A 23,211-nucleotide genomic window follows, 5' to 3' on the forward strand; every position below is an offset into this window, starting at 1 on the left:
CCGATGCGCAGCACATGCATCAGTTTTCAACAACTATGACCTTGCAGCTTTGGGAAAGACCGGGGGCGTGGCTGCAAGCTATGCTTGGCAACGAGTTTCATTACAATAAGGAACTGTACCTCATCTACCACGGCTACTCCAATACCTTTTTCACGGCCAAAATCTTGTCGGTCCTCAACTTGGCTAGCTATAGCAACAGCTGGTGGAATGGGCTATACTTGTCGTTGTTCTGTTTTGTGGCCTGCTGGGCTTTGGTTCGCACGGTAGCCCATACGTTTCCACAAACGCCTGTTGGTGCTGCACTGATTGGGTTTTTGGTGTGGCCAACGGTCGTTTACTGGTCGGCGGGCATCACCAAGGAGAGCTTGGTAGTGGGAAGTGCTGCGGGGCTGGTAGCTGTGTCGGTAAGCTGGCTTTATGGCAAAACGCGCTTTTCTATTCCAAGTGTTTTCGTGTTGATGCTGTTGGCGTTTCTTCAGTTCAAGATGCGCTACTTCTTTGCTGCTCTGCTTTTTAGCGCGCTAGGGGGGCTTACGATAGTGCGCATGCTACAGCAGCTGGGAGTGGCACGCCAACGGTGGATGATTGTCCTGATTTTCTTTGCCACAATCAGTGTCGGAGCATGGCTTGGGAGCGAAGTGGTTTTAGTTTTTCGTCCGAACCGAATTACGCTTCAACTTTTGCGCAACTACAACGAGTTAAGCAAGCAGTCAGGGGAGCGGCCACGTATTGTATTCAATGATTTCAGTCCCAACATCGAAAGCGTAGCCCAAAACGCGCCGCAAGCAGTATGGGAGGCAATAAGTCGGCCTTGGTTTTGGGAGGGAAGCATGGGCTACAAGGCGTTAGGGCTGGAAAACCTGCTGTTGCTCGGTATTTTAGCAACTGCTTTGCTGGCCTTAGTGCGAGGACGGGCTGGTGAGTTGCCCTTTGCATTGGTGGTGGCTATGCTGTTCTATTGCATTGCCTTGGCGGCTTTGATTGGTTTGAGTACCCCTAACCTCGGCACGATGAACCGCTACCGGGTGGCTTTGCTGCCATTCGTGTTATGGTTGGCCCTCCAAAACGAATATGCCGCTCGGGTGCTTCGCCGCTTCGGGTTGTAGTGATTGGGTATTGCCGGTAGGTGATTGTCGCCAACGAGATGTAAGAGCATTAATCAACAAACAGCAATCAGTAACCAGCAAAGAAGAGTGGCGTATCTTTGTGGTTTGAATCTGGTCGGCGCGCCGTCGGCTCTTTCTCGCTACGTATGGAAAACCCCGTTATTATCCTTGGTGCCCAAACTGTGGGTATTGCTGCCCTCGACGCTTTCCTTTCCAACGACGTGGTGGTGTACTGCCTCCTCGACGACGACACCAAGCTCCAGAACACTGAAGTGTTCGACGTGCCCGTGATGGGCAACACCGACGACAAAGAATTGCTCAAGCTGCTGGGCAAAAAGTGCGAAGTATTTGTGGCCACCGAGGACACGGCTAGCCGCCGTAGCCTTACCACCATGCTCCACGACGAGTACGAAGTTGTGCCCGTCAACGCCATTCACCAGCGCGCTAGCGTATCGCCGCACGCGTGGCTAGGGCACGGTAATCAGGTAGGAGCCAATGCCGTTGTGGCGGGTACTGCTAAGATTGGCAATGGCTGCCTGATTGGGGCCAACGCCGTGGTAGATGCCAAAGCCGAGTTGGGCGACTATTCGCAGCTTAGTGCTGGCGCTATTTTGAACGCCGGTGTTGTCGTCGGAGAGCAGGTCTTTATTGGCGCTGGCGTGGTGGTCGTGGCGGGTGTTAAGATCGGCAATAAGGCCCGTGTGGGCGCGGGCTCGGTGGTAGTAGCTGATATACCCGCCAACCAAACGGTATTCGGCAACCCTGCTGTCAAGGTTTAGTGTCAGGAAAATAGAGTTGAGGGTTTAGAACCTAGAAGCGTCTTTGCGTTGTCTGAGTGCTGAGCTTTTAACATCTCACTTCTATTAAAATGGATTACCGCGTTTTACTTTATTACTGCTACACGCCTATCGAGGATGTCGAGGCATTCCGGGAGGAGCATCACCGGCTTTGCCTGCGCCTGAATCTGCGAGGACGCATTATTGTGGCGCCTGAAGGGTTAAATGGCACCGTTTCGGGGCTAGTGGATGATTGCGCCGAGTACATGCGGCTGGTAAAGGCTGATCCGCGCTTCGATGCCTTGGAGTTCAAGGTGGAAGAGGCCGAGGCTCACACATTCCAAAAGCTGCACGTGCGCGTGAAGCCAGAAATCGTGCACGTGGGCTTGCCGCACATCAAACCCTACGAGCGAACCGGCGTTCATCTCTCGCCCGAGGAGTTTCGCGACATGAAGGATCAGGACGACGTGGTGATTCTGGATGTGCGCTCCGATTACGAGTACGAGCTAGGGCGCTTCAAAAACGCCGTCACGCTCGACATCGAAAACTTCCGCGAGTTTCCGGATCGGCTAGAACGGTTGGAGCAGTACAAGGACAAGAAAATCCTCACGTATTGCACCGGCGGTATCAAGTGCGAAAAAGCTAGTGCCTACTTGCTGGAGCAGGGCTTCGAAAACGTGTACCAACTGCACGGCGGTATCATCAAGTACGGTTTGGAAGCGGGCGGTGAGGATTTTGAGGGCAAATGCTACGTATTTGATGGACGCGTGGCAGTAGACGTCAACCACGTCAACCCCTCCATCATCAGCCAGTGCCACCACTGTCACACGCCTTCCGACAGGATGGTGAACTGCGCCAACCCACACTGCAATGCACACGTGCCACTTTGTGAATCGTGTGGTGCGCAGCTGCAGGGCGCTTGCTCACCCACCTGCCAAGAGCACCCCGATAAGCGCCCTTACGATGGTACGGGCACGTACCCCAAAATCAGCAACCACTACCGCCCCGAGCAAGGCTTGATTTCCTACCGTACACCGGTGCGTTAGATCGTAGATGGTTGTTGCTCTTTTTCATTTTTCGCCGTTAAAGGGAGCACTTATGCAGTTGCAGGCGCAAATGCCTGTGGTGTCGACAACAAACGAACAACAACATGCCCATTCCCGAATCCGAGCTGATTTTCAACAAAGACGGTAGCATCTATCACCTCAACCTGCAGCCCGACCACATTTCCGATACCATTATCACAGTGGGGGATCCAGAGCGGGTGCCGTTGATAAGTGAGCATTTCGACTCCATCGAAACTCAAGTTCACAAGCGTGAATTTGTGACGCACGTAGGCTACTACAAGGGTAAGCGCCTCACGGTCATTAGCACGGGTATGGGCACCGACAATATTGACATTCTGCTCAACGAATTGGATGCCTTGGTTAATATTGACTTTGTAACCCGCGAAGTGCGGCCCCACGAAGAGCATATTGCCTTGCGCATCATTCGGGTAGGTACCAGTGGCTCATTACAAGCCGATATTCCCGTTGGCTCACACCTAGTTACGGAGCACGCCGTAGGGCTCGATTCCTTGATGCAGTTTTACCCACTGGTGGAAACCGGGTTGGAGATAGAAGTAGCAACCGGTGTGCAACAAGCCTTGGCTCTCGACTACCGCCCTTACTGCGTCCGCGGTGCCGATTTGTTACGCGAGCAACTCGGAGCAGGCATGGTGGTCGGTAATACGCTTACCTGCCCGGGATTCTACGGCCCCCAAGGCCGTGTACTACGCCTCGACCTGCGCCGCCCCGACCTAATTGAGCAGTTTCAGAACTTCCGCTACGAAAGCGCAGAAGGCGAATTCCGCCTCACCAACTTCGAAATGGAAACCGCGGGCTATTACGCCTTAGGTCGTCTGTTGGGCCACGAGGTAGTATCGTTGAACGCTATAGTAGCCAACCGTGCTACGGGCGAGTTTGCCACGAACTCTGACGCCGTAATGCATGATTTGATTACTAAAACCTTAGAGCGGGTGTAAAGCAGTTTTCTTTCGCGTTACGCGCCGTACCAAACTTTCTAAAAATCTTGGTTTAGTAAGCAGCAAAAAGCCGCTCCAACTGGAGCGGCTTTTTGCTATCAAAGGGTTACGTCGACACTAAAAGCCACAGTTAGCTTATGTCAATTCCGCCAAAAAAGCCATAGTATCCACACCATCGGCATAGTCTGTAACGCCTGGACTTTGTGCCTGCCCAAATGCTACGCTGCCTGCCCACTGCCCATTGCCTGATACCAAGCACTGCGTTTGAGCAGCAACATCGGTCAACTGATCAACTAGGTCTATTTCGTGGGTGTAGGTGCCGTAGTGCACTAGGGAAATGGGCGATACCAGTAACGGACTTTCTAGCAAGAGCAGGAAACCGGTATCGAGATGGGGTACGCCATTAACCAGCAAAATGCTCTTATTGTAGTCGTAGTTGTTGTTGTATTTATGGTGGTCGAGTACCTGATGCCAAGGCTGCAAGGAATCGAGCAGGGGCGAGAAGTTGTAGCCCTTTGGCACGAAGAGTTTGCTGACGTTGCGGCAACCCAACCCGTAGTAGCGAAATATGTCCTCCCCGAGCAGTCCTAGTTCGTGCGAGGTTTCGTTGCCCGTCAGCACTGCCAAACTGGTGCGGTTGCGACGAATGATATGGGGCCGCTTGCCAAAGTAGTAGTCGAAGTAGCGAGCCGTGTTGTCGGAGCCAGTGGCAATAAAGGCATCTGCCGTGTTGAGGCGCTCCACAAGCTGAATTCGCTCCTGAAAGCGTGGTTCAAGCCGCACCAATTCTCCTAAGATCCAGCTCATAAGCACCGTGTCGTCTTTGCTAAGCTTGGCTAGCAACGTATGGCCGCTTATCAGCACGCAGAGAGCATCATGAAAGCCAACCAACGGGATGTTGCCGGCCATCACCACACCCACTTGGCGCGGCGTATCGGGCTCGGCACGGTAGCGGGCTGCCCAACGCCGCAATGGTTCCTCATCAAGCATGTCAGCCACACTGTGTATAGCTAAGGTTACGTTTGGCAAATCAAACCAGGCGTTGCGGTTACGGGCCTGAGCTGCTAGGCTTGCTAGAACATCGGCCGGTAGCTGGCGTAGGTGTTGGCCTAGGGCTACAAAAGCAGCCAGGCGGTCGGAGTGGGTCATTCTACTACTAAAGAGGTGAGGAGTGAGGCAATAAAGTGATGAAGGGTAGCTTATAAAGTTTCAACCACACAAGTAGCGCAACAAAAACAGTAAACGCACTTTTCATCAATTCGCAACTTCACTAGTACGTATCTGCAAAAAACTCGCAAGACTACGAGTTAGTTTCTACTTTTGAGGGCCAAAAAAATCGCCATGCGTATTTTTTTCGCGTACATGCTTTCCATTACTCACTTTACCTGATTCTACGGCTATGGCCATCATGATAACCGACGAGTGCATCAACTGCGGTGCCTGTGAACCGGAATGCCCGAACACTGCCATCTACGAAGGTGGTGCTGCCTGGCGCTGGTCTGATGGCACTGCCTTAAAAGAAGTAACCATTGACGGTGGCGCAACTGTATCCGGTGTTTCTCCCCAAACGCCCATCTCCGATGAGTATTACTACATCGTATCCGATAAGTGCACCGAATGTGTAGGCTTCCACGAAGAGCCCCAGTGTGCCGCTGTATGCCCAGTTGACTGCTGCGTAGATGACCCCGATTATCGGGAGTCGCGCGAGAAGCTGACCGCCAAAAAACAGTGGCTGCACAACGAAGCGTAACGCTTCTTGTTTACGGTATCTAAGCTGATTAGAGCTTGGAAACGCTAAGGTTGTTCAGTGCAAACAGGAAGGGCTTGCCAAGCGGCAAGCCCTTCCTGTTTGCACTGAAACGATTGTGTAATCTTGCTAGTCAAGTACCACAGTTAAAGTACTTGTCGTAAGCCGACTCCGGAATCAAGTTAAGTTGGCTTAGAATTTTGATTGGCCAACGAAGCTTGCGGATCAGAGAGTAGTTATTTGGGTAGTCGCGGAATGTTTTGGGCGGGGCCTTTACAATCTCTTCGAACTCTGCGCGGGTTAATCCTAAGCGCTTAATGCACAAATTGATTACTCGCTCGTCTTCGATGCCGTTGATGTGCTTTACACGTTCCAGCGCTACCTCGCGGCTCATTTGGTCGGAGCGTATTAGCGCCGAGTAGTTGAACAGCCGCCGGTCGATATTGAACTTGGTCCGGTTGAGGTAATAAATGACGCTCTGGTAAAGGTCGTCGAAGTAGTGTGCTCCTGGGTTCACCCATTCCAACTCCCGCGCCAGCAACTCATCTACGTCGGCTCGCACGTAATCCACGTGGTAGAGTAGCGTCACAGTTTTGATGCGGCGGATGAAGGCGTAGTAAAACATCTGCTCCAGATCCAGGTGAAAGCCGGGGTCATCGGCTTTCCATGGGCGCAGTGGTACCGTGCCAAACCGCTTGTGCACGGCTTTCAGGTACTTGCCGTCCAGGTAGTTCCAGGTGAGTGGGGCAATGCCTTCCGTTCTAAACGACTGCCCAATAACAATGCGCTGGATGCCTTCTTTGGCAGCTACTCCATATAGCGCCGTTGCAATGCCTACGTCGGTGCCCTCTTCCATGTCGGGCGTGGAGGCTTTCAAGAAGGCGATTTTCAGGTCCTTCGATTCGCGCCAATCCGAGGTTATGGTGCGCATTTCTACCCCAAGCTTTTGGCAGGCCTTCACCATGTTCTCGCCGGCTACCGGATTGCCAAAACCGTCGTTGAAGTGTACGGCCAGTGGGCGCAGCCCCAGCTTTACCACGCAGTACCAAAGCGTAAACGACGAGTCGCGTCCCCCGCTCACGCCAAGCACACAGTCGTACTTCTTGCCTCGTCCTAGGCGTTTGAGGTCGGCTGCTATTTCCTGTACTTTCTTACGGCCAGCTTCTCCGAGTGGAAAAGCCCGGTCCATGTGGTTATGTACTTCGCAGAAGTTGCACTCTCCTTGCTCATCGAAGGTGATACCAGGAACAGTGGTATCCATAATACAGCGGGTGCAACGTTGGTAAGGTTGAGCAGTCGAGTACTGGGGTAAGGTGCCTTCGCGAGTACGAATCTCCATGTTTAGTTGCAATTAAGGAAGAGCAGGTTGGTTGTGGAATCTTGCGGATTCCAGTAGGCAAAGTGGAGCAGGAAGAATAGAGCAAAAAGGAACCTTGTAGGCTCCAGTAGTACGAGGTCAGGAAGGAAGAGTATCGAATTTAAAGCCTTTGCGCAACAGCATCTCCCCAATTTGCGTGCCTTTTTCGGCGCGGTTAGGTTTGGGTATGTCCACCACCACTAGGTCGCCGGCAAATTCATTGAATTTTCCTTGGGCTCGAATGCCGGCTGCATCCACTGCCAAAGAGCAACCTACACTTTTTTTGCCTTCGTAAGGCCCTCCCACAATATACCCCACGGAAGTAGTGCCCACGACGGCCACATTATAAAGCCGCGCGAGAATGGAATATGGCTTCACCCATTTCTCACGGTACGGATCATGCTCTTCGGTGATGGAGTAATCCACGGTCCAGGAGGAAGGGGAGAGAATAAACTCGGCCCCCATACGAGCCAGCGTGTGACCAATGGAAAGCCCATCGATGAAGTTGTCGGCGCAGATGTTAACTCCGATTTTTCCGAGGGGAGTGTCTACTACATTCAGCGTTTGCCCTATTGCATAGTAAGGCTGTTCTACTGTGAGTAGGTTGATTTTGTGGTATTTGCTGATGATCTCGCCTTTGGGGTTGATGAGCAGCGCAGCGTTGTACACTCGGCCATCGGCGGCTTTCTCAGTGAGGCCAGCGCAAATATAAATCTGATGCCTAACCGCCTCTTGGCACAACAGGTTGGAGTAGAGGCCCGGAATAGGTTGCGCTTCCGTGAGGGCACTTGGATGAGTCCAGGCGAAATCTAGGGTTTCGGGCAACAGAATAACGTTGCAACCACGGCTGGCAGCCTCGGCAATCATTAAGGCGGCACGTGCTAGGTTGCGGTCTGGTTCGCCACCCTCAACTAGCAACTGCCCCATGCCGATACGGATAGTAGTTGTATCGACTGATGCGGCCGGAGTAACCACTGTAGCAGCTGCCGGAGCAGCAGGAGCTACGGGCTGCGAGGAAGCAGTTTTACGGAATTTAAATAAAGCAGCCATACAGTGGAAAAGGGGAAGCCAATGATGAAGTAGGTTACTATTTTATATCAAAATAGTAAGATGTAGCACAAAGTCAGCTATTTATCAATTTAGCATCCCAAAATTAGTGTTTATCATTGATTTTACTGGCTTAATTTGTGACTAAAATCAGAATTTAAGCTAGCTGTTACTGATTAACAATTGGCCTCTGTAGAGTCACAACACGAAAGCCGTACTTTTGCGGCTAATATAAACTGTCTTTTTTCTATTGTCGATGTCCATCGCCAAAACGTACAATCCCGCCGATGTTGAAGCCAAATGGTATCAGCGTTGGCAGGAGCAAGGCTTTTTTAAAGCCAAGGCCAACCCGTTAAAAACGCCTTACTCTGTGGTTATTCCGCCACCCAACGTGACGGGGGTGCTCCATATGGGCCACATGCTCAACAACACCATTCAAGATGTGTTGGTGCGTCGGGCCCGTATGCAAGGCAAGGAAGCTTGTTGGGTGCCTGGTACCGACCACGCCTCTATTGCTACCGAAGCAAAGGTGGTAGCTTTGCTCAAAGAAAGGGGTATCGAGAAGAAAGACTTGACCCGGGAGCAATTTCTGGAGCATGCCTGGGAGTGGAAAGAGAAATACGGCGGCATTATTCTCGAGCAACTCAAGAAGCTCGGCGCTTCCTGCGACTGGGACCGGACCCGCTTTACCATGGAGCCCGAACTGACCGAGGCCGTGTTGCGCGTGTTTGTGGATCTACATCAGAAAGGCCTCATCTACCGCGGTATCCGCATGGTAAACTGGGACCCGCAAGGGGGCACTGCTGTATCCGACGAGGAAGTGGTTGCCAAGGATACCATGGCCAAAATGTATCACCTGCGGTACGAGGTGGTAGCAGATAGTGCTCAGCAGGCTCCTCAGTTCATGACGGTAGCTACCTCCCGGCCTGAAACCATTATGGCGGACGTGGCCGTGGCCGTAAATCCAAATGATTCGCGCTATACGCACCTGCACGGGGCTAAAGTGCGGATTCCGCTGCTCGGTCGCGAGATTCCGGTTATTCTGGATGAATACGTGAGCATAGAGTTTGGAACGGGCGCGCTGAAGGTGACGCCCGCCCACGACCTGAACGACTATGAGCTAGGCCTGAAGCACAACCTGCCCGTCATCGACATTCTCAACAACGATGGCTCGCTCAACGAGAAAGCCGAACTGTATGTTGGTCAAGACCGGTTTGCCGCGCGTCGCAATATTGTGAAGGATTTGGAGGCCGCAGGGCTGCTCGACAAAGTAGAAGAGTACGCCAGCGTGCTGCAAACGTCCGAGCGGACCGGGGCGGTAATTGAGCCGCGTTTGAGCTTGCAGTGGTTCCTGAAGATGGAGCACTTAGCCAAGCCTGCGCTAGCCGCAGTAGAGAGCGACGAAATCAAACTGCACCCGCCCAAGTTCAAGAACATGTACCGGGTGTGGATGGAGAACGTGCACGACTGGTGCATCTCGCGCCAGTTGTGGTGGGGCCAGCGCATCCCGGCTTTCTATCTGCCCGATGGCACGTACGTAGTGGCGTTGAACGCTGAGGAAGCCTTGAAGCTAGCGCGCGAAAAGAGCGGCAACCAGGAGTTGCAAGTTTCTGATTTGCGGCAGGATGAAGACGTACTCGATACGTGGTTCTCGTCGTGGCTGTGGCCGATTTCGGTGTTCGACGGGTTCAAAGACCCCGACAATGCGGATGTCAATTATTTCTACCCTACCAATGATTTGGTAACCGCTCCGGAGATTCTGTTTTTCTGGGTGGCGCGCATGATTATGGCCGGGCTGGAATACCGTCGGGAAGTGCCGTTCCGCAACGTGTACCTCACAGGCATTGTGCGCGACGATCAGGGCCGCAAAATGAGCAAGCAGCTTGGCAACTCGCCCGATCCGCTCGACCTGATTGCCACCTACGGCGCCGATGGTGTCCGGACGGGTATGCTGTTCTCGTCGCCGGCCGGCAACGATTTGCTGTACGATGTGAAGCTGGTCGAGCAGGGGCGCAACTTCACCAACAAGCTCTGGAACGCCTTCCGCCTCACGAAGGGTTGGGAGGTGGATGCGGCCTTACCGTTTGCCAATGCCAAAGCTGTGGAATGGTTTTCCGCAAAGCTGAACACCACCCTGGCCGAATTGGACGAGCATTTCGACAAGTTCCGGATGAGCGATGCGCTGATGACCATTTATAAACTGGTGTGGGACGACTTCTGCTCGTTCTACCTAGAGATGGTCAAGCCAGCCTACCAAGCTCCCATCGACCCGGAAACGTTGCGCTATACTACTAGCTTCTTGGAGACGCTGCTTAAGCTGTTGCATCCGTTCATGCCCTTCATTACTGAAGAAATCTGGCATGAACTTGCAGAGCGCGGCCCCAAGGACTATGTGTGCGTAGCTGCTTGGCCCAAGCCACAGTCCGTATCAGGGGCTCCAGAACTGCTCAGCCGGATGGAAAAGGCGCTGGAAATTGTAGCCGGCGTGCGCAACATTCGCAACCAGAAAGGGCTAGGACCCAACAAGCCACTGACCCTAGCTGCCAAAACCGACGATGGCACCTTGTTGCAAGATTACGACGGCGTCATTCGGAAGCTGGCCGCACTAAGCGAAGTCACGCTGGTGGAAACGGCGCCAGCCGCCTCCGTGAGCTTTGTAACGGGCGGGACAGAGTACTTCGTGCCCCTGGAAGGTCAGATTGATTTAGGCGCAGAGAAGGTTCGGCTTGAAAAGGAATTGGAATACGCCAATGGCTTCCGCGAATCGGTGCTGAAAAAGCTCTCGAACGAGAAGTTTGTGCAGAATGCCAAGCCGGATGTGCTAGAACGGGAGCGGCACAAGCTCGCCGACGCCGAAGCCAAAATTGCCACCCTCCAGCAAAGCCTCAATAGCTTGTAGTTAAACGGCTGTCATAATAAGGCTGCTAGCTGTCATTCCGACGCAGGAGGAATCTAGGTATATCGTTGGACAAACTGCCTTAGATTCCTCCTGCGTCGGAATGACAGCTAATGGTCCTATCAAATGGGCTTAACTAACACTACACTGGCCGTTTTCTGAAGCCGCAATGCGGTAGTAGGGAACGGCCAGTTTTAGTAGCAGCGGCATCAGGCAACGTTAACCTTTTTCGTTGTTGCCGCTTATGTTTTATTTCAGCTGCCTCCAAACTGGCTTTAGGGGCGGCAGTACTCTTGTTGAACCTGAACCGTCGTATGCTCACTCCACCCGTTGCCGCGCTGAAGCCCAAGCAAATTGTTTCTCCCCATGGCACCCGCACCGATAACTACTACTGGCTCAATGAGCGGGAAAACCCAGAGGTAATCGACTACCTGAAGGCCGAAAACGCCTATTTCGAAGAGCAGATGGCGCCGGTAAAAGAACTGCAAGCCGAGTTGTTCACCGAAATCAAGAGCCGCATCAAGGAGCAGGACGAGTCGGTGCCGTACCGCGACAACGGCTATTATTATTATGTGCGCTATGAAGCCGGTGGGGAGTACCCAATTTACTGTCGCAAGCAAGGTAGCCTAGAGGCGCTAGAGGAAGTGTTGCTTGATGCCAACGCCATGGGGCAAGGCGAGGCCTACTTTCAAATTGGCGGCTTCCAGGTCAGCAACGACAACCAACTGTTGGCCTTCAGCGTGGACACAGTGGGCCGCCGCATGTACACGCTGCGCCTCAAGAACCTGACAACTGGTGAGTTGTATCCCGAACAGATAGTGAATACCGGCGGCGAAGCCGTATGGGCTGCCGACAACCAGACGTTGTTCTACTCCAAGCAGGACGTAAATACGCTCCTGACTTACCAGATATACCGCCACCAGCTTGGCACCGATCCGGCGCAGGATGTGCTGGTTTATGAGGAAAAAGACAACACTTTCCACATCGGCGTAAGCCAATCAAAGTCGCGTCAGTACATTTTCGTGCAGATGGGTAGCACGATGTCGTCGGAGACGCGCTTTTTGGAAGCCACCAGCCCAACGGGCACTTTCCAGGTGTTCCTGCCCCGCGAGGAAGACCACCTGTATGAAGTCGAGCACTTCGAGGACAACTTCTATGTGCTGTCCAATGACGGGGCGCCCAACTTCCGGCTGCTAAAAACCCCCGTGACGAACACCGCCAAGACGGCGTGGCAGGAAATAATTCCGCACCGGGCCGACGTGTTCTTGGAGAATATGGAGCTGTTTCGGGATTACCTCGTACTCGGGGAGCGGCAAGAAGGGCTACTACAGCTGCGCGTGATGCGGTGGCAGGGTGGAGAAGAGCACTACCTCAACTTCGGCGAGCCCACCTACACGGCGGCCATCAGCATCAACCCCGAGTTCGATACGTCGGTGCTGCGCTACGGCTATTCCTCGCTCACCACGCCCACCAGCACCTACGACTACGACATGACCACCCGCACCAAAACGCTCCTGAAAGAGCAGGCCGTGTTGGGTGATTTTCGGAAAGAAAACTACGTGACCGAGCGGCTCTACGCCACCGCTCAAGATGGCACCCAGATTCCGATGTCTATCGTGTACAAGCAGGGATTTAAGAAAGACGGAAGCGCACCGCTGCTGCAATACGCGTATGGGTCCTACGGCATTTCTATTGATCCTACTTTCAGCGCGGCTCGCCTGAGCTTGCTTGACCGAGGCTTCGCCTACGTTATCTGCCACATTCGGGGTGGGCAGGAGCTAGGCCGGCAATGGTACGAGGATGGTAAGCTGCTAAACAAGAAGAATACCTTCACCGACTTCACCGACTGCTCGGCCTATCTTATTCAGGAGCAGTACACCTCACCAGATACGCTGTTTGCTGCCGGAGGCTCGGCGGGCGGCTTGCTGATGGGAGCTGTTATCAACTTGCACCCTGAGTACTACAAAGGCGTAGTGGCGGCCGTGCCTTTCGTGGACGTAGTAACCACCATGCTCGACGATACGATTCCGCTAACCACTGGTGAGTACGACGAGTGGGGCAACCCCAACGAGCAGCCCTACTACGACTACATGCTATCCTATTCGCCCTACGACAACGTCCGGGCACAAGCCTATCCGAATCTGCTCGTCACGACCGGCTTGCACGACTCGCAAGTGCAGTACTTTGAGCCTGCCAAATGGGTGGCCAAGCTGCGCGCCACCAAGACCGACAACAACCTCGTGCTTCTCCACACCGATATGGAAGCCGGCCATGGTGGGGCATCGGGCCGCTTCAAATCCATCCATGATGCGGCGCGGCAGTTTGCGTTTATGCTGCTGCTTCTCAACTAGCTCGTGTTACGCTTTGCGTGATAGTTAGCGTGATACTTTTTGCCTCGCCAAACAACTACGTCCTCATAGAATGGAAGCGCTACTTAGCACACAGCTAGGTAGCGCTTCTGCTTTTAGTTAAAGCAAAGGTTAATTAGCATAGGTGGCTGTATTTTAATTTGTAAGATGCTGATTTTTAGGTAAGAAGAAATTATTTTTTAATTCAAAGCCCACTGGAAGTAAACATACTGCGGTTTTTCGAGTCAATAGGTCAAGCATACGGGTTTATACCGTCTAATGACATCCAGGTTAGTAGCCCATTTGCTTGAAAAACCGTCAGTTATCTTCTTTCGCCCTTTCGAAAAACAGTGCATCAGCCAAGTAACCTTCGTGGGATAGTTAGGGTAAGCAATACAGCTGAGCATAAAGAGCGGGTCAGGGCTAATGGATGCAACTGGTTTTGCCGCCTGTATAGCACCCGAAAACATGTACAAATTATTAGCGAGAAGAAGCCACTAATTGCTTGAAGCTGTGTCTGTGGCTCCGGTTGCTGGTTGCCCCTACCAAGGCAAGTGCATTGAAAAGTCAAGTCACTCGACACAACAAGTCGATTCTCTTTGCCAGAAAACAAATAAAGTCCCAAGCCAAGATGCTGGGCAGTTGCAGTAGTTGATTGTATGAAAAAGCTTTCCTTTCTAGTAGTACTTCTTAGTAGTGGCTATCTGGCGGTAGCCCAGCAACCGGCTGGGGCTGGTCGTCCCGCGGGTGGGCCACCCGCAGGCGGGCCCCCTGCGGGTGGACAGCGTCCGGCATTGGGCGGACCCGTGCAGCCGCAGCAAGGCAGTGGCCGTATTACGGGCACTATCACCGATGCCGCAACCAAGCAGCCAGTGCCTTACGCTACGGTAGTGCTACTCAATCCGGCCACTGGCAAGCCCGTAGATGGGGGCGCCGCCGATGAAAGTGGAAAGTTCACCGTCAGCAAAGTGGCTGCTGGCACTTACACCGTACAAATCAGCTTTCTGGGCTACAAGTCGATTGATAAGCCGGGCATCGTCATTACCGATGCGGGCAATACCGTGGCCCTTGGCACGATTGCGCTAGCTTCTTCGGCGCAGGCGCTCAAGGAAGTAGTAGTAGAAGGGCAGCGGGCCTTGGTGGAGGAAAAAGTTGACCGCACAGTTTACAACGCCGAGAAAGACGAAACCACCCGGGGCGGCGACGCTACCGACGTACTGAAGCGGGTGCCTATGCTGTCGGTAGACCTGGACGGCAACGTGAGCTTGCGCGGCAGCAGTAACATCCGGGTGCTCATCAACAATCGGCCTTCCACCATTTCGGCCAACAGCATTGCCGACGCGCTAAAGCAGATTCCGGCCGACCAAATCAAGTCGGTGGAAGTTATTACCTCGCCTTCTGCCAAGTACGACGCCGAAGGCTCGGGTGGTATCATCAACATCGTGACCAAGCAGAACAACCTGCAGGGCTTTACGCTGGATGCACGCGGCAGCGGCGGTTTGCGTAGTGCTGACTTTGGCTTGAATGGCAGCTACCGCACCGGCAAGATGGGCTTCTCGCTCGGCGGTGGAGGCCGGGCGCAGTACAACACGCCTGGCCGTTTCTCGAACACGCAAAATACGTTCGATACCGACGGGACCTTCTTAGCTCAGGCCACACAAACTGCCAAAACCCGCAACAACAACCTGTTCGGCCGCTACTCGTTGGGCTGGGACTACGACATCAACAAGTACAACTTCCTGTCGGCTTCGGTGCAGCTAGGAGTGCGCAACGGCACCAACTACCAGGATAATCTGCTCAGCGAATCATACCGCCTCAATTCATTTGGCGACTATCCGCTGAGCAGCCGCACGCTGCGCAACGCTCGGACGCTGGATGAGTCGAACACGCTGGATCTGAACCTGAACTACACGCATACGTTCGAGACGCCGCAGCAAGAGTTCAGTATACTGGCTCTCTATAGTCGTAACAACCGCACAAACAACTACACCAACGACATCCTCGAAAGCCTCGACGAGAATTCGGTTAGCCAGATTCGCAACCAGAACGACAGCTACAACCAGGAGATGACGTTGCAGTTCGACTACCAGATGCCGGTTGGTAAAAACCAAATGGTGGAAGTAGGCGCTAAAGACATCATGCGCCAGGTGAACAGCGAGTACGCCACTTTCGCGGACGGGGTGCAAACCGTAGGAAACAATTTATCCAACACCTTCACCTACGACCAGAACGTCGCGGCTGGTTATGCTTCGTACACGTTGGGCTTTCTGAAGAATTACACGGTGAAAGCCGGTGCCCGCTACGAGTACACCACCATCGAAGCCAACTTTCAGGCCTCCGACACCGACGTTGACATTCCTTCGTACGGCGTGCTCGTGCCGAGCGTGAACTTGTCGCGCAAGTTTGCCAGCGGTAACACACTCAAGGCTGGTTACAACCGCCGGATTCAGCGCCCTTCGTTGCAATTCCTGAATCCCAACCGGCAGGCTGCTAACCCCTTGAATATTACCCAAGGAAATCCGGAGCTGGACCCTGAATACACCAACAACTTCGAGCTGGGCTACAACACATTCATCAAGAAAACCTCGCTCAACTTCTCTCTTTTCGCTCGTAACACGACTGGCTCCATCCAAGCGGTGCGCACCAGCAACCTCGATACCATCAAAACCACTTTCGATAACATCGGACAGGAAAATGCGTACGGCGGCAGCGTATTCGCCAATGTTAACCTCAACAACAAGCTTACCCTTGGCGGCGGTTTCGATACGTACTATGCGGTATTGAACAACAACTTATCGGACCCCATCTTCCGGGCCAAAAACCAGGGGTGGGTGATTAGCGGCCGGATGCAAGGTAGCTATGCCTTTACCAAAGGATGGGGCTTGCAGTTCTTCAGCTTCTATCGGGGCCGTCAGGTGCAGTTGCAGGGCTACCAAGGCGGTTTCGGGGTCTATAGCCTAGGCGTTAAGAAAGATTTCAATGAGAAGAAGGGTAGCATTGGGGTAGGCGCCGACAACTTCTTTACGCCGCGCAACAACATTCGCACTGAAATTACTTCACCAATTTTGGCGCAGAACAGCATCAACGTGCTGTATCGTACGGGCTTCCGCGTGAACCTAAGCTACCGAATTGGTAAGCTGACTACGGCACCACCCAAGCGTAAAAAATCGGTTAACAACGACGACCAGAAAGAGGAAGGCGGCAACGACAATGGTGGCCAGCAGCAAGGCGGTCGGCCCTAACTAGGTGCCGCGCCCCACAGCGCATTTCTTTGATTTAAAGCAAATTGGCGACGCCTACAGGCGTCGCCAATTTGCTTTATGGCTCTTGGAGTGTAGCTTTAGCTGTATACTATACCAAGTTCCAGCTGTGCTTTACCAGTTTGCAGCTGAAATTGGTTGGCACTGAACTCGTTTACCTTTCTCTATGAACAAGCAATTACACTCCTTACTGGTTGGCCTATGCACGCTAACCATAGGCTTGGCCGAGGCCCAAACACCGGCTACTACCGGGGCAGTCAAGCCCCCAGTAGCCACTATTAAACCCAAGCAGTTGGTATCGCCCTTCGGCACCCGTACCGATAACTACTATTGGCTGAATGAACGCGAGAACCCGGAGGTGCTCGGCTATCTGAACGCCGAAAACACCTATTTCGAGCAGCAAATGGCCTCGGTGAAAGGCTTGCAGGAAAAGCTGTTCCAGGAAGTGAAGGGCCGCATCAAGGAGCAAGACGAATCGGTGCCGTACCGCGACAATGGCTACTACTATTACACGCGCTTCGAGAAAGGCGGCGAGTACCCCATCTACTGCCGCAAAAAAGGCAGCGTGAGTGCGCCCGAAGAAGTGCTGCTGGACGGCAACACCATGGGGAAAGGCCGGTCTTACTTCCAGATTGGAGGCTATGAAGTAAGCGACGACAACCAGGTGCTAGCCTACTCGGCCGATACGGTCAGCCGGCGCCTCTACACGCTCCGTTTCCGCGACCTGAAAACTGGCAAGCTCTACCCCGAGAAAATTGCCAACACCAGCGGCAATGCCGTGTGGGCTACCGACAACAAAACGGTGTTCTACACCAAAAAGGATGTCACTACGCTGCTGCCGTACCAAGTGTATCGTCACCAGCTCGGTACCGACCCCAAGCAAGATGCCTTGGTGTACGAGGAAAAGGATAACACCTTTGGCACGTACATCGGCCGTTCGAAGTCCAAGAAGTACATCTTCGTGCAGATGGGAAGTACGATGTCGTCGGAAACCCGCTTTTTGGAGGCTGCTAAGCCTACCGCCGCTTTGCAGGTATTTCTGCCCCGCGAGGCCGACCACTTGTACGACATCGAGCACTTTGGCAACGACTTCTACGTGCGCTCCAACGCTGGCGCGCCCAACTATCGGTTGCTGAAAACGCCCGTGACGAACACCGCCAAGACGGCGTGGCAGGAGGTAATTGCCCACCGTCCGAACGTGTTCCTGGAAAACATGGAGCTGTTTAAAGATTACTTGGTGCTCGGCGAAAGAAAAGAAGGGTTATTGCAGCTTCGGGTAATTCGGTGGAAAGACAAGCAGGAGCATTACCTCAACTTCGGCGAGCCTACCTACACGGCGGGCGTGAGCGTCAACCCCGAGTTCGACACGCCGGTGCTACGCTACAGCTACACCTCCCTCACCACGCCGGCTTCCACCTACGACTACGACATGGCCACGCGCAGCAAGAAGCTGCTCAAAGAACAGGCCGTACTAGGTGGGTTCAAGAAGGAAGACTACGTGACGGAACGCGCCTACGCCACCGCCACCGACGGGACAAAAATTCCGCTCTCCATTGTGTATAAGAAAGGCTTCAAGAAGGATGGTACCGCGCCCGTGCTGCAATACGCCTACGGTTCCTACGGTAATTCCACCAACGCCACCTTCAGCGCGGCGCGCCTAAGCTTGCTCGACCGAGGCTTTGCCTACGTTATCTGCCACATTCGGGGCGGGCAGGAATTAGGCCGACAGTGGTATGAAAACGGCAAGAAGCTAAACAAGAAAAACACCTTCACCGACTTCACTGATTGTTCCAAGTACCTGATAGACCAGAAGTTTACCTCGGCCGATAAGCTGTTCGCCCAAGGTGGCTCGGCGGGCGGCTTGCTGATGGGTGCCGTAGTAAACATGCACCCCGAATACTACAAAGGCGTAGTAGCGGCCGTGCCTTTCGTGGATGTGGTAACCACCATGCTCGATGCCAGTATCCCACTCACCACCGGTGAATACGACGAGTGGGGTAACCCCAACAAGAAAGAGTTCTACGACTACATGCTGTCGTACTCGCCTTACGATCAAGTAAAAGCCCAAGCGTACCCGAACATGCTCGTCACGACCGGCTTGCACGACTCGCAGGTACAGTACTTCGAGCCCGCCAAATGGGTAGCCAAACTCCGCACCATGAAGACCGACAACAATTTGCTGCTCTTACACACCGATATGGCCGCTGGCCACGGTGGCGCCTCCGGCCGCTTCAAGTCCATCAACGACGTGGCCCGGCAATATGCCTTCATATTGATGTTGCTAGGAATGAAAGCTTAGCCTGCTTCGTCTTCCAACAAAAAACCCCGCTATGTTGCGCATAGCGGGGTTTTTTGTTGGAAGACGAAGCAGGCTAAGCTTAGTGGCGCACCTTCAGGCTATCGGGTACTTGACCACGGGTAGCAGCTACTAGTTGGTTTTGCAGCTGGAAGTTTACAGTCTCACAGTCCGAGAAGCGTTGCTCTGACTGTTTCAGCGCTTCCTCTAGTTTGTTGATGCGCAGGTATAGAAAAATGATGAGGCCTAAGGAAATGAGCAGGGCAGCAAGAGGCAGCACTTTGTTCATGGAGTGGCTTGTTGGTTGTTGAAAGTTAGTTGTTGACTGTTTGTCGTTTTGGTCATTGGTAGAACAAACATCAGCCAACAATCAACCCATTAAATAGCCGTATTAGGGTCAAATTGCTCTAAATAATCGGCCACTTTGCGCACGAACATGCCGCCCAACGAACCATCGACCACGCGGTGGTCGTAGGAGTGCGACAGGAACATAAAGTGCCGCACGCCAATCAGGTCGCCCTGCGGGGTTTCGATAACGGCTGGCTTCTTCTTGATAGCGCCCACGGCCATAATAGCTACCTGCGGCTGCATGATGATGGGCGTACCCATTACATTGCCGAATGATCCTACGTTGGAGATGGTGTAGGTGCCGCCTTCCAGATCTTCGGGCTTGAGCTTGTTGATGCGGGCCCGGTTGGCTAGGTCATTCACGCGCTTGCTCAAGCCATTGAGGTTGAGCTGGTCGGCGTTGTGAATGACGGGCACAATCAGGTTGCCGGAAGGCAAAGCCACGGCTACCCCAATATTAATGTCGCGCTTCTTGATGATGTAGTCCCCCTCTACTGATACGTTGATGTTTGGAAAGTCCTGTATAGCGCGGGCAATGGCTTGAATAAAGATGGGCGTGAAGGTTAGGTTCTCGCCTTCGCGCTTCTTATACGCATCCTTATTCGCGTTGCGCCAGTTCACGATGTCCGTTACGTCGGCCTCTACAAACGACGTGACGTGTGGGGCAATCCGCTTGGAGTCCACCATGCGTTGCGCAATCATCTTGCGCATCCGGTCCATTTCAATCAGTTCCTGACCACCGCTGATGGACGGTACCGCCTTGGGTACGGGCTGACTGCTAGCGGCGGGTTGCGGCGCCGCAGGAGCAGGTGCCGCTTGAGGGGCAGGAGTAGGCTGTGGAGCAGGAATTACTGGAGCGGTAGCCTCGGGGGTTGCTGGTGCAGGAGCTGGGGCGGCTGGTTGAGGCGCGGCAGCTTGGGCAGCCAACGGCTTTTTACCGGCGGCTACGTAGTCGAGAATATCCTTTTTGGTGACGCGGTTCTCGCTGCCTGTGCCAGGCAAATACTCTAGATCGGCCATCGAAATACCTTCTTCGCGCGCTATGCTAAGTACGAGCGGAGAGTAGAAACGGCCAGGCTGAGGCTGCGCAACGGGCTGCGCCGCGGTGGCACCGGGTTCGGGTATGTACGGAACTTCGGCCACGCCATTGTCAGGAACGGCGGGTGTTTCGGGGGTAGGAGCAGGTGCTGCTTCGGCGGCCGGGGTTGCGGCTGGGGCATCCGAACTAGCGCTAGCCGGTTCGGTTTCTACAATGGCAATGGGTGCTCCTACTGCTACTACCTGTCCTTCCTGCACCAATATCTCCTGCAACACGCCGGCCTGAATAGCGGGTACTTCGGTATCTACTTTGTCGGTTGCTACTTCCAGTACCGATTCGTCTTGCTCAATCGGGTCGCCGACTTGCTTGAGCCATTTCAGAACGGTGCCTTCCATAATGCTTTCGCCCATTTTGGGCATCACCATTTCCACTCGTGCCATGCGGTAGGGATAGGGGTTGTGTTATTGTGATTGGGTGGGGAGTTTTCGAGCTCAAAGGTAACCGAAAACCCGGACGCCGTAGGGCATCTGCGTTCCACTGAGATACGAGACCGTATATGCTGGCGCTTCAGTTGCCAAAGTAGTGTCCTGCTGAGCTTGCCGAAGCATCTGGCGTGCTGACGTTGCCAAAGTGACTGTCATGCTGAGCGCAGCCGAAGCATCTCGCTCGACTCGTTGCACTGCTAAGAGGGTTTACCACACTAGCGAGATGCTTCGACTCCGCTCAGCATGACAGGAGATGGATGGGGAAGAAGTAATACTGCTACACTTGCGCGGGAATGGTCGGCAAATTCTGCCGCAACAGGTTAAGTGCCATGGTTACCGTGTATTCCACGTTGAGCTGGCGGCCGCGGTTGAACGTGAACTGGCGGCTAACGGTTTGATGGGCGTCGGCGTAAGCAATGCAGATGGTACCCACGGGCTTGGTTTCGGTGCCGCCATCGGGGCCGGCAATGCCGCTGGTAGCAAGTGCTACATCTACGCCGAGGCGGCGGCGGGCACCCTCGGCCATCTCCCGGACCGTAGCTTCGCTCACTGCACCATAAGCGGCCAATGTTTCGGGCAATACCCCCAGCTCCTGCATTTTTATATCGTTGTGGTAGGCCACAATGCTGCCGCGGAAATAGGCAGAGCTACCCGGCACGCTCGTTATTTTGTGCGCTAGCAGGCCTCCCGTGCAGCTTTCGGCCGTGCCCACCGTTAGGTTGCGGGCTTGCAGCATCTGACCAACGGCGGCCTCAATCTTTACTTCGCCTTCCGCAAAAATGTATTCGCCAATGGCTGCTCGTAGCTCGGGTAGCAAGGCTTCCATCCGCTGCCGTAAATGAGGAAGCCCATCGTCGTGGCCCGTGAGGCGCAGCCGGACCCCACCTAAGTAGGGTAGGTAAGCCAGCTTGATATTCGGCGGCAGGGCCGCTTCCCAATCCGCAATCTTCTCGGCCAAAAACGACTCCCCTAAGCCGATAGTTTGGACTACCACGTGCTCGATGGGTGGCACCTGAAACCGAGCTTGCAGCCGCGGCAGCACTTGTTCGGTCATCAGGTATTTCATTTCGTGCGGAACGCCGGGCATGCTCACGAACACTGTACCCGCGTCCTCAAACCACATGCCTGGTGCCGTTCCTACGGCGTTGAACAGCACTTCGCAGTTAGCCGGGACCATAGCCTGCTGGCGGTTAACATCAAGCATGGGGCGGTTGAAGCGGCGAAAGATGTCCTCAACGTGCGTGAGAGTAGGCTGATGGAGCACCAGCTCGCTCTGGAAATAACGCGCTAACACGTGCTTGGTAAGGTCGTCTTTGGTAGGCCCGAGGCCGCCGGTCATCAAGACTACTTGCGCCCGTTGACGAGCTAAATCGAGGGCGGTTACAATTTCATCGGCACGGTCGGAGACGCTGGAAATCTGCCGCACGCGCAACCCAATAGTGGCCAACTCCTGGCCCATAAAGGCTGAATTGGTGTCGATGACTTGCCCGTAGAGCAGTTCGTCGCCAATGGTCATGATTTCAACGTCGGGGAGCAAGGACATAAGGAGGAGGTTAGGATAGGAGAGGGAAATGGCGCAATTTGGTGCCACGACGCGTAAGACCACCACGAGGGCGGTCTGGTTTTAGTCTTTTATTTATTATGAATTGTTTTCGCGCATTAACTTTTGCCATAACCTTGAGCGTGGCGGCTCCGCTGGCTGTTCAGGCTCAAACCACAGCCAAAAAAACTACCACCACAAAAAAGACCACTACAACCAAAAAGCCCGCTGCTAAAGCGCCAGCTAAAACAACAACTACCACCAAGACCACAACAGCCAAAACCACCGCTGCTGCCGCGGTAGCCGCTGTCGTAAAAGCGCCGCTCACCGATTCGGAAGCGAGTAGCGGCCTGAAAGAAGCTCTTACGCAAAGCATCACGCGTAGTATCGAGCAAGCCTCCGCCACCGACGGCTTCAACGCCAACACCGACATCCGCATCCCGTTTCCACCCGAAGCTGAGCTGGTAGCGGCCACGATGCGGAAGCTGCGTTTGGGGGCTTTGGTCGACAACTTTGAAGTTGCCTTGAACCGGAGCGCCGAATCGGCCGCGAAAGAAGCCGGGCCTATTTTCCTAGGAGCAGTGCAGAATATAAGTTTTCAGGATGCGCTTGGGTTGGCTACCAGCAAAGAAGAAGATGCAGCTACCACCTTCCTGTACGGAAAAACCGCCGATCAACTCAAAACTGCTTTCCAACCCATTATCCAGCAGTCGTTGGATCAAACTGGGGCTACCAAGCTCTACGCCGAAATGGTGGGCCGCTACAATAAGATTCCGCTCGTCACGAAACTGGAGCCCCAACTGACGCCTTATGCTTCCCAGAAGACGGTAGACGGTCTCTTCACGCTGGTGGCCGCCGAGGAAGCAAAAATCAGGGCCAATCCGGCCGCTCGGGGCAGTGAGCTACTAAAGCGAGTTTTCGGAAAGTAATTACCTGTGCTGTA

At 53.9% G+C, this 23,211-nt stretch carries 16 protein-coding genes; 10 read left to right on the top strand and 6 right to left on the bottom strand.

Going from position 1 to position 23,211, the window contains the following annotated elements:
* The first annotated feature begins 35 nt into the window (after window positions 1-35).
* The 4 genes from P1X16_RS06355 (at window position 36) to P1X16_RS06370 (ending at window position 3,905) form a co-directional block, all read left to right on the top strand.
* Window positions 36-1,106, top strand: a complete 1,071-nt coding sequence (locus P1X16_RS06355; RefSeq protein WP_277227055.1) for a hypothetical protein — start codon at window positions 36-38, stop codon at window positions 1,104-1,106.
* Window positions 1,107-1,252: 146 nt separating this feature from the next.
* Complete coding sequence (locus P1X16_RS06360; RefSeq protein WP_277227057.1) at window positions 1,253-1,885, top strand: NeuD/PglB/VioB family sugar acetyltransferase; 633 nt, start codon at window positions 1,253-1,255, stop codon at window positions 1,883-1,885.
* Window positions 1,886-1,974: 89 nt separating this feature from the next.
* Window positions 1,975-2,928, top strand: coding sequence for a rhodanese-related sulfurtransferase (locus P1X16_RS06365; protein ID WP_277227058.1), 954 nt, complete (start codon window positions 1,975-1,977; stop codon window positions 2,926-2,928).
* A 104-nt stretch (window positions 2,929-3,032) separates the two neighbouring features.
* Window positions 3,033-3,905, top strand: a complete 873-nt coding sequence (locus tag P1X16_RS06370) for a nucleoside phosphorylase (protein WP_277227061.1) — start codon at window positions 3,033-3,035, stop codon at window positions 3,903-3,905.
* A 135-nt stretch (window positions 3,906-4,040) separates the two neighbouring features.
* Here the strand turns inward: P1X16_RS06370 and P1X16_RS06375 are convergent, their stop codons facing one another.
* On the bottom strand, window positions 4,041-5,054 hold the full coding sequence (locus P1X16_RS06375) for an acyl-CoA reductase (protein ID WP_277227062.1): 1,014 nt from the start codon (window positions 5,052-5,054) through the stop codon (window positions 4,041-4,043).
* 250 nt (window positions 5,055-5,304) lie between these two features.
* On the opposite strand from P1X16_RS06375, the gene P1X16_RS06380 reads away from it, so the two are divergent.
* Window positions 5,305-5,655 (top strand): 4Fe-4S dicluster domain-containing protein, encoded by a 351-nt coding sequence (locus P1X16_RS06380; RefSeq protein ID WP_245123887.1) that lies wholly within the window; start codon window positions 5,305-5,307, stop codon window positions 5,653-5,655.
* A gap of 130 nt (window positions 5,656-5,785) precedes the next feature.
* On the opposite strand, the gene P1X16_RS06385 is transcribed toward P1X16_RS06380, so the two are convergent.
* Both P1X16_RS06385 and P1X16_RS06390 read right to left on the bottom strand, forming a co-directional pair.
* On the bottom strand, window positions 5,786-6,991 hold the full coding sequence (locus tag P1X16_RS06385; RefSeq protein WP_277227064.1) for an N-acetyl sugar amidotransferase: 1,206 nt from the start codon (window positions 6,989-6,991) through the stop codon (window positions 5,786-5,788).
* 117 nt (window positions 6,992-7,108) lie between these two features.
* The gene (locus tag P1X16_RS06390; protein WP_277227065.1) at window positions 7,109-8,059 is read right to left on the bottom strand and encodes a carbon-nitrogen hydrolase family protein; all 951 of its coding nucleotides are present in this window, start codon (window positions 8,057-8,059) and stop codon (window positions 7,109-7,111) included.
* 253 nt (window positions 8,060-8,312) lie between these two features.
* Between P1X16_RS06390 and P1X16_RS06395 the strand changes: the two genes are divergently transcribed.
* From P1X16_RS06395 to P1X16_RS06410, 4 genes are all read left to right on the top strand, one after another.
* Window positions 8,313-10,955 (top strand): valine--tRNA ligase, encoded by a 2,643-nt coding sequence (locus P1X16_RS06395; RefSeq protein WP_277227066.1) that lies wholly within the window; start codon window positions 8,313-8,315, stop codon window positions 10,953-10,955.
* Between the two features lie 311 nt (window positions 10,956-11,266).
* A complete protein-coding gene (locus tag P1X16_RS06400) occupies window positions 11,267-13,303 on the top strand; it encodes a S9 family peptidase (RefSeq protein WP_277227068.1) in 2,037 nt (678 codons plus the stop codon).
* A gap of 656 nt (window positions 13,304-13,959) precedes the next feature.
* A complete protein-coding gene (locus P1X16_RS06405; RefSeq protein ID WP_277227069.1) occupies window positions 13,960-16,542 on the top strand; it encodes a TonB-dependent receptor in 2,583 nt (860 codons plus the stop codon).
* Between the two features lie 184 nt (window positions 16,543-16,726).
* A complete protein-coding gene (locus P1X16_RS06410; protein ID WP_277227070.1) occupies window positions 16,727-18,859 on the top strand; it encodes a S9 family peptidase in 2,133 nt (710 codons plus the stop codon).
* 79 nt (window positions 18,860-18,938) lie between these two features.
* On the opposite strand, the gene P1X16_RS06415 is transcribed toward P1X16_RS06410, so the two are convergent.
* The 3 genes from P1X16_RS06415 to P1X16_RS06425 all read right to left on the bottom strand — a co-directional run bounded on the left by P1X16_RS06415 (window position 18,939) and on the right by P1X16_RS06425 (window position 22,271).
* Window positions 18,939-19,145: a hypothetical protein gene (locus tag P1X16_RS06415; RefSeq protein ID WP_277227072.1), complete on the bottom strand. Its 207-nt coding sequence runs from the start codon at window positions 19,143-19,145 to the stop codon at window positions 18,939-18,941.
* Between the two features lie 89 nt (window positions 19,146-19,234).
* Window positions 19,235-20,683: a dihydrolipoamide acetyltransferase family protein gene (locus tag P1X16_RS06420; protein ID WP_277227073.1), complete on the bottom strand. Its 1,449-nt coding sequence runs from the start codon at window positions 20,681-20,683 to the stop codon at window positions 19,235-19,237.
* Between the two features lie 322 nt (window positions 20,684-21,005).
* Complete coding sequence (locus tag P1X16_RS06425; protein ID WP_277227075.1) at window positions 21,006-22,271, bottom strand: competence/damage-inducible protein A; 1,266 nt, start codon at window positions 22,269-22,271, stop codon at window positions 21,006-21,008.
* Window positions 22,272-22,369: 98 nt separating this feature from the next.
* Here P1X16_RS06425 and P1X16_RS06430 point away from each other — a divergent pair, with 98 nt between their 5' ends.
* Entirely contained in the window at window positions 22,370-23,197 is an 828-nt protein-coding gene (locus P1X16_RS06430; RefSeq protein ID WP_277227076.1) for a DUF4197 domain-containing protein, read from the top strand.
* The last annotated feature ends 14 nt before the right edge of the window (window positions 23,198-23,211 follow it).

Source organism: Hymenobacter sp. YC55 (assembly GCF_029433095.1).
In the GTDB taxonomy this organism is placed as follows: domain Bacteria; phylum Bacteroidota; class Bacteroidia; order Cytophagales; family Hymenobacteraceae; genus Hymenobacter.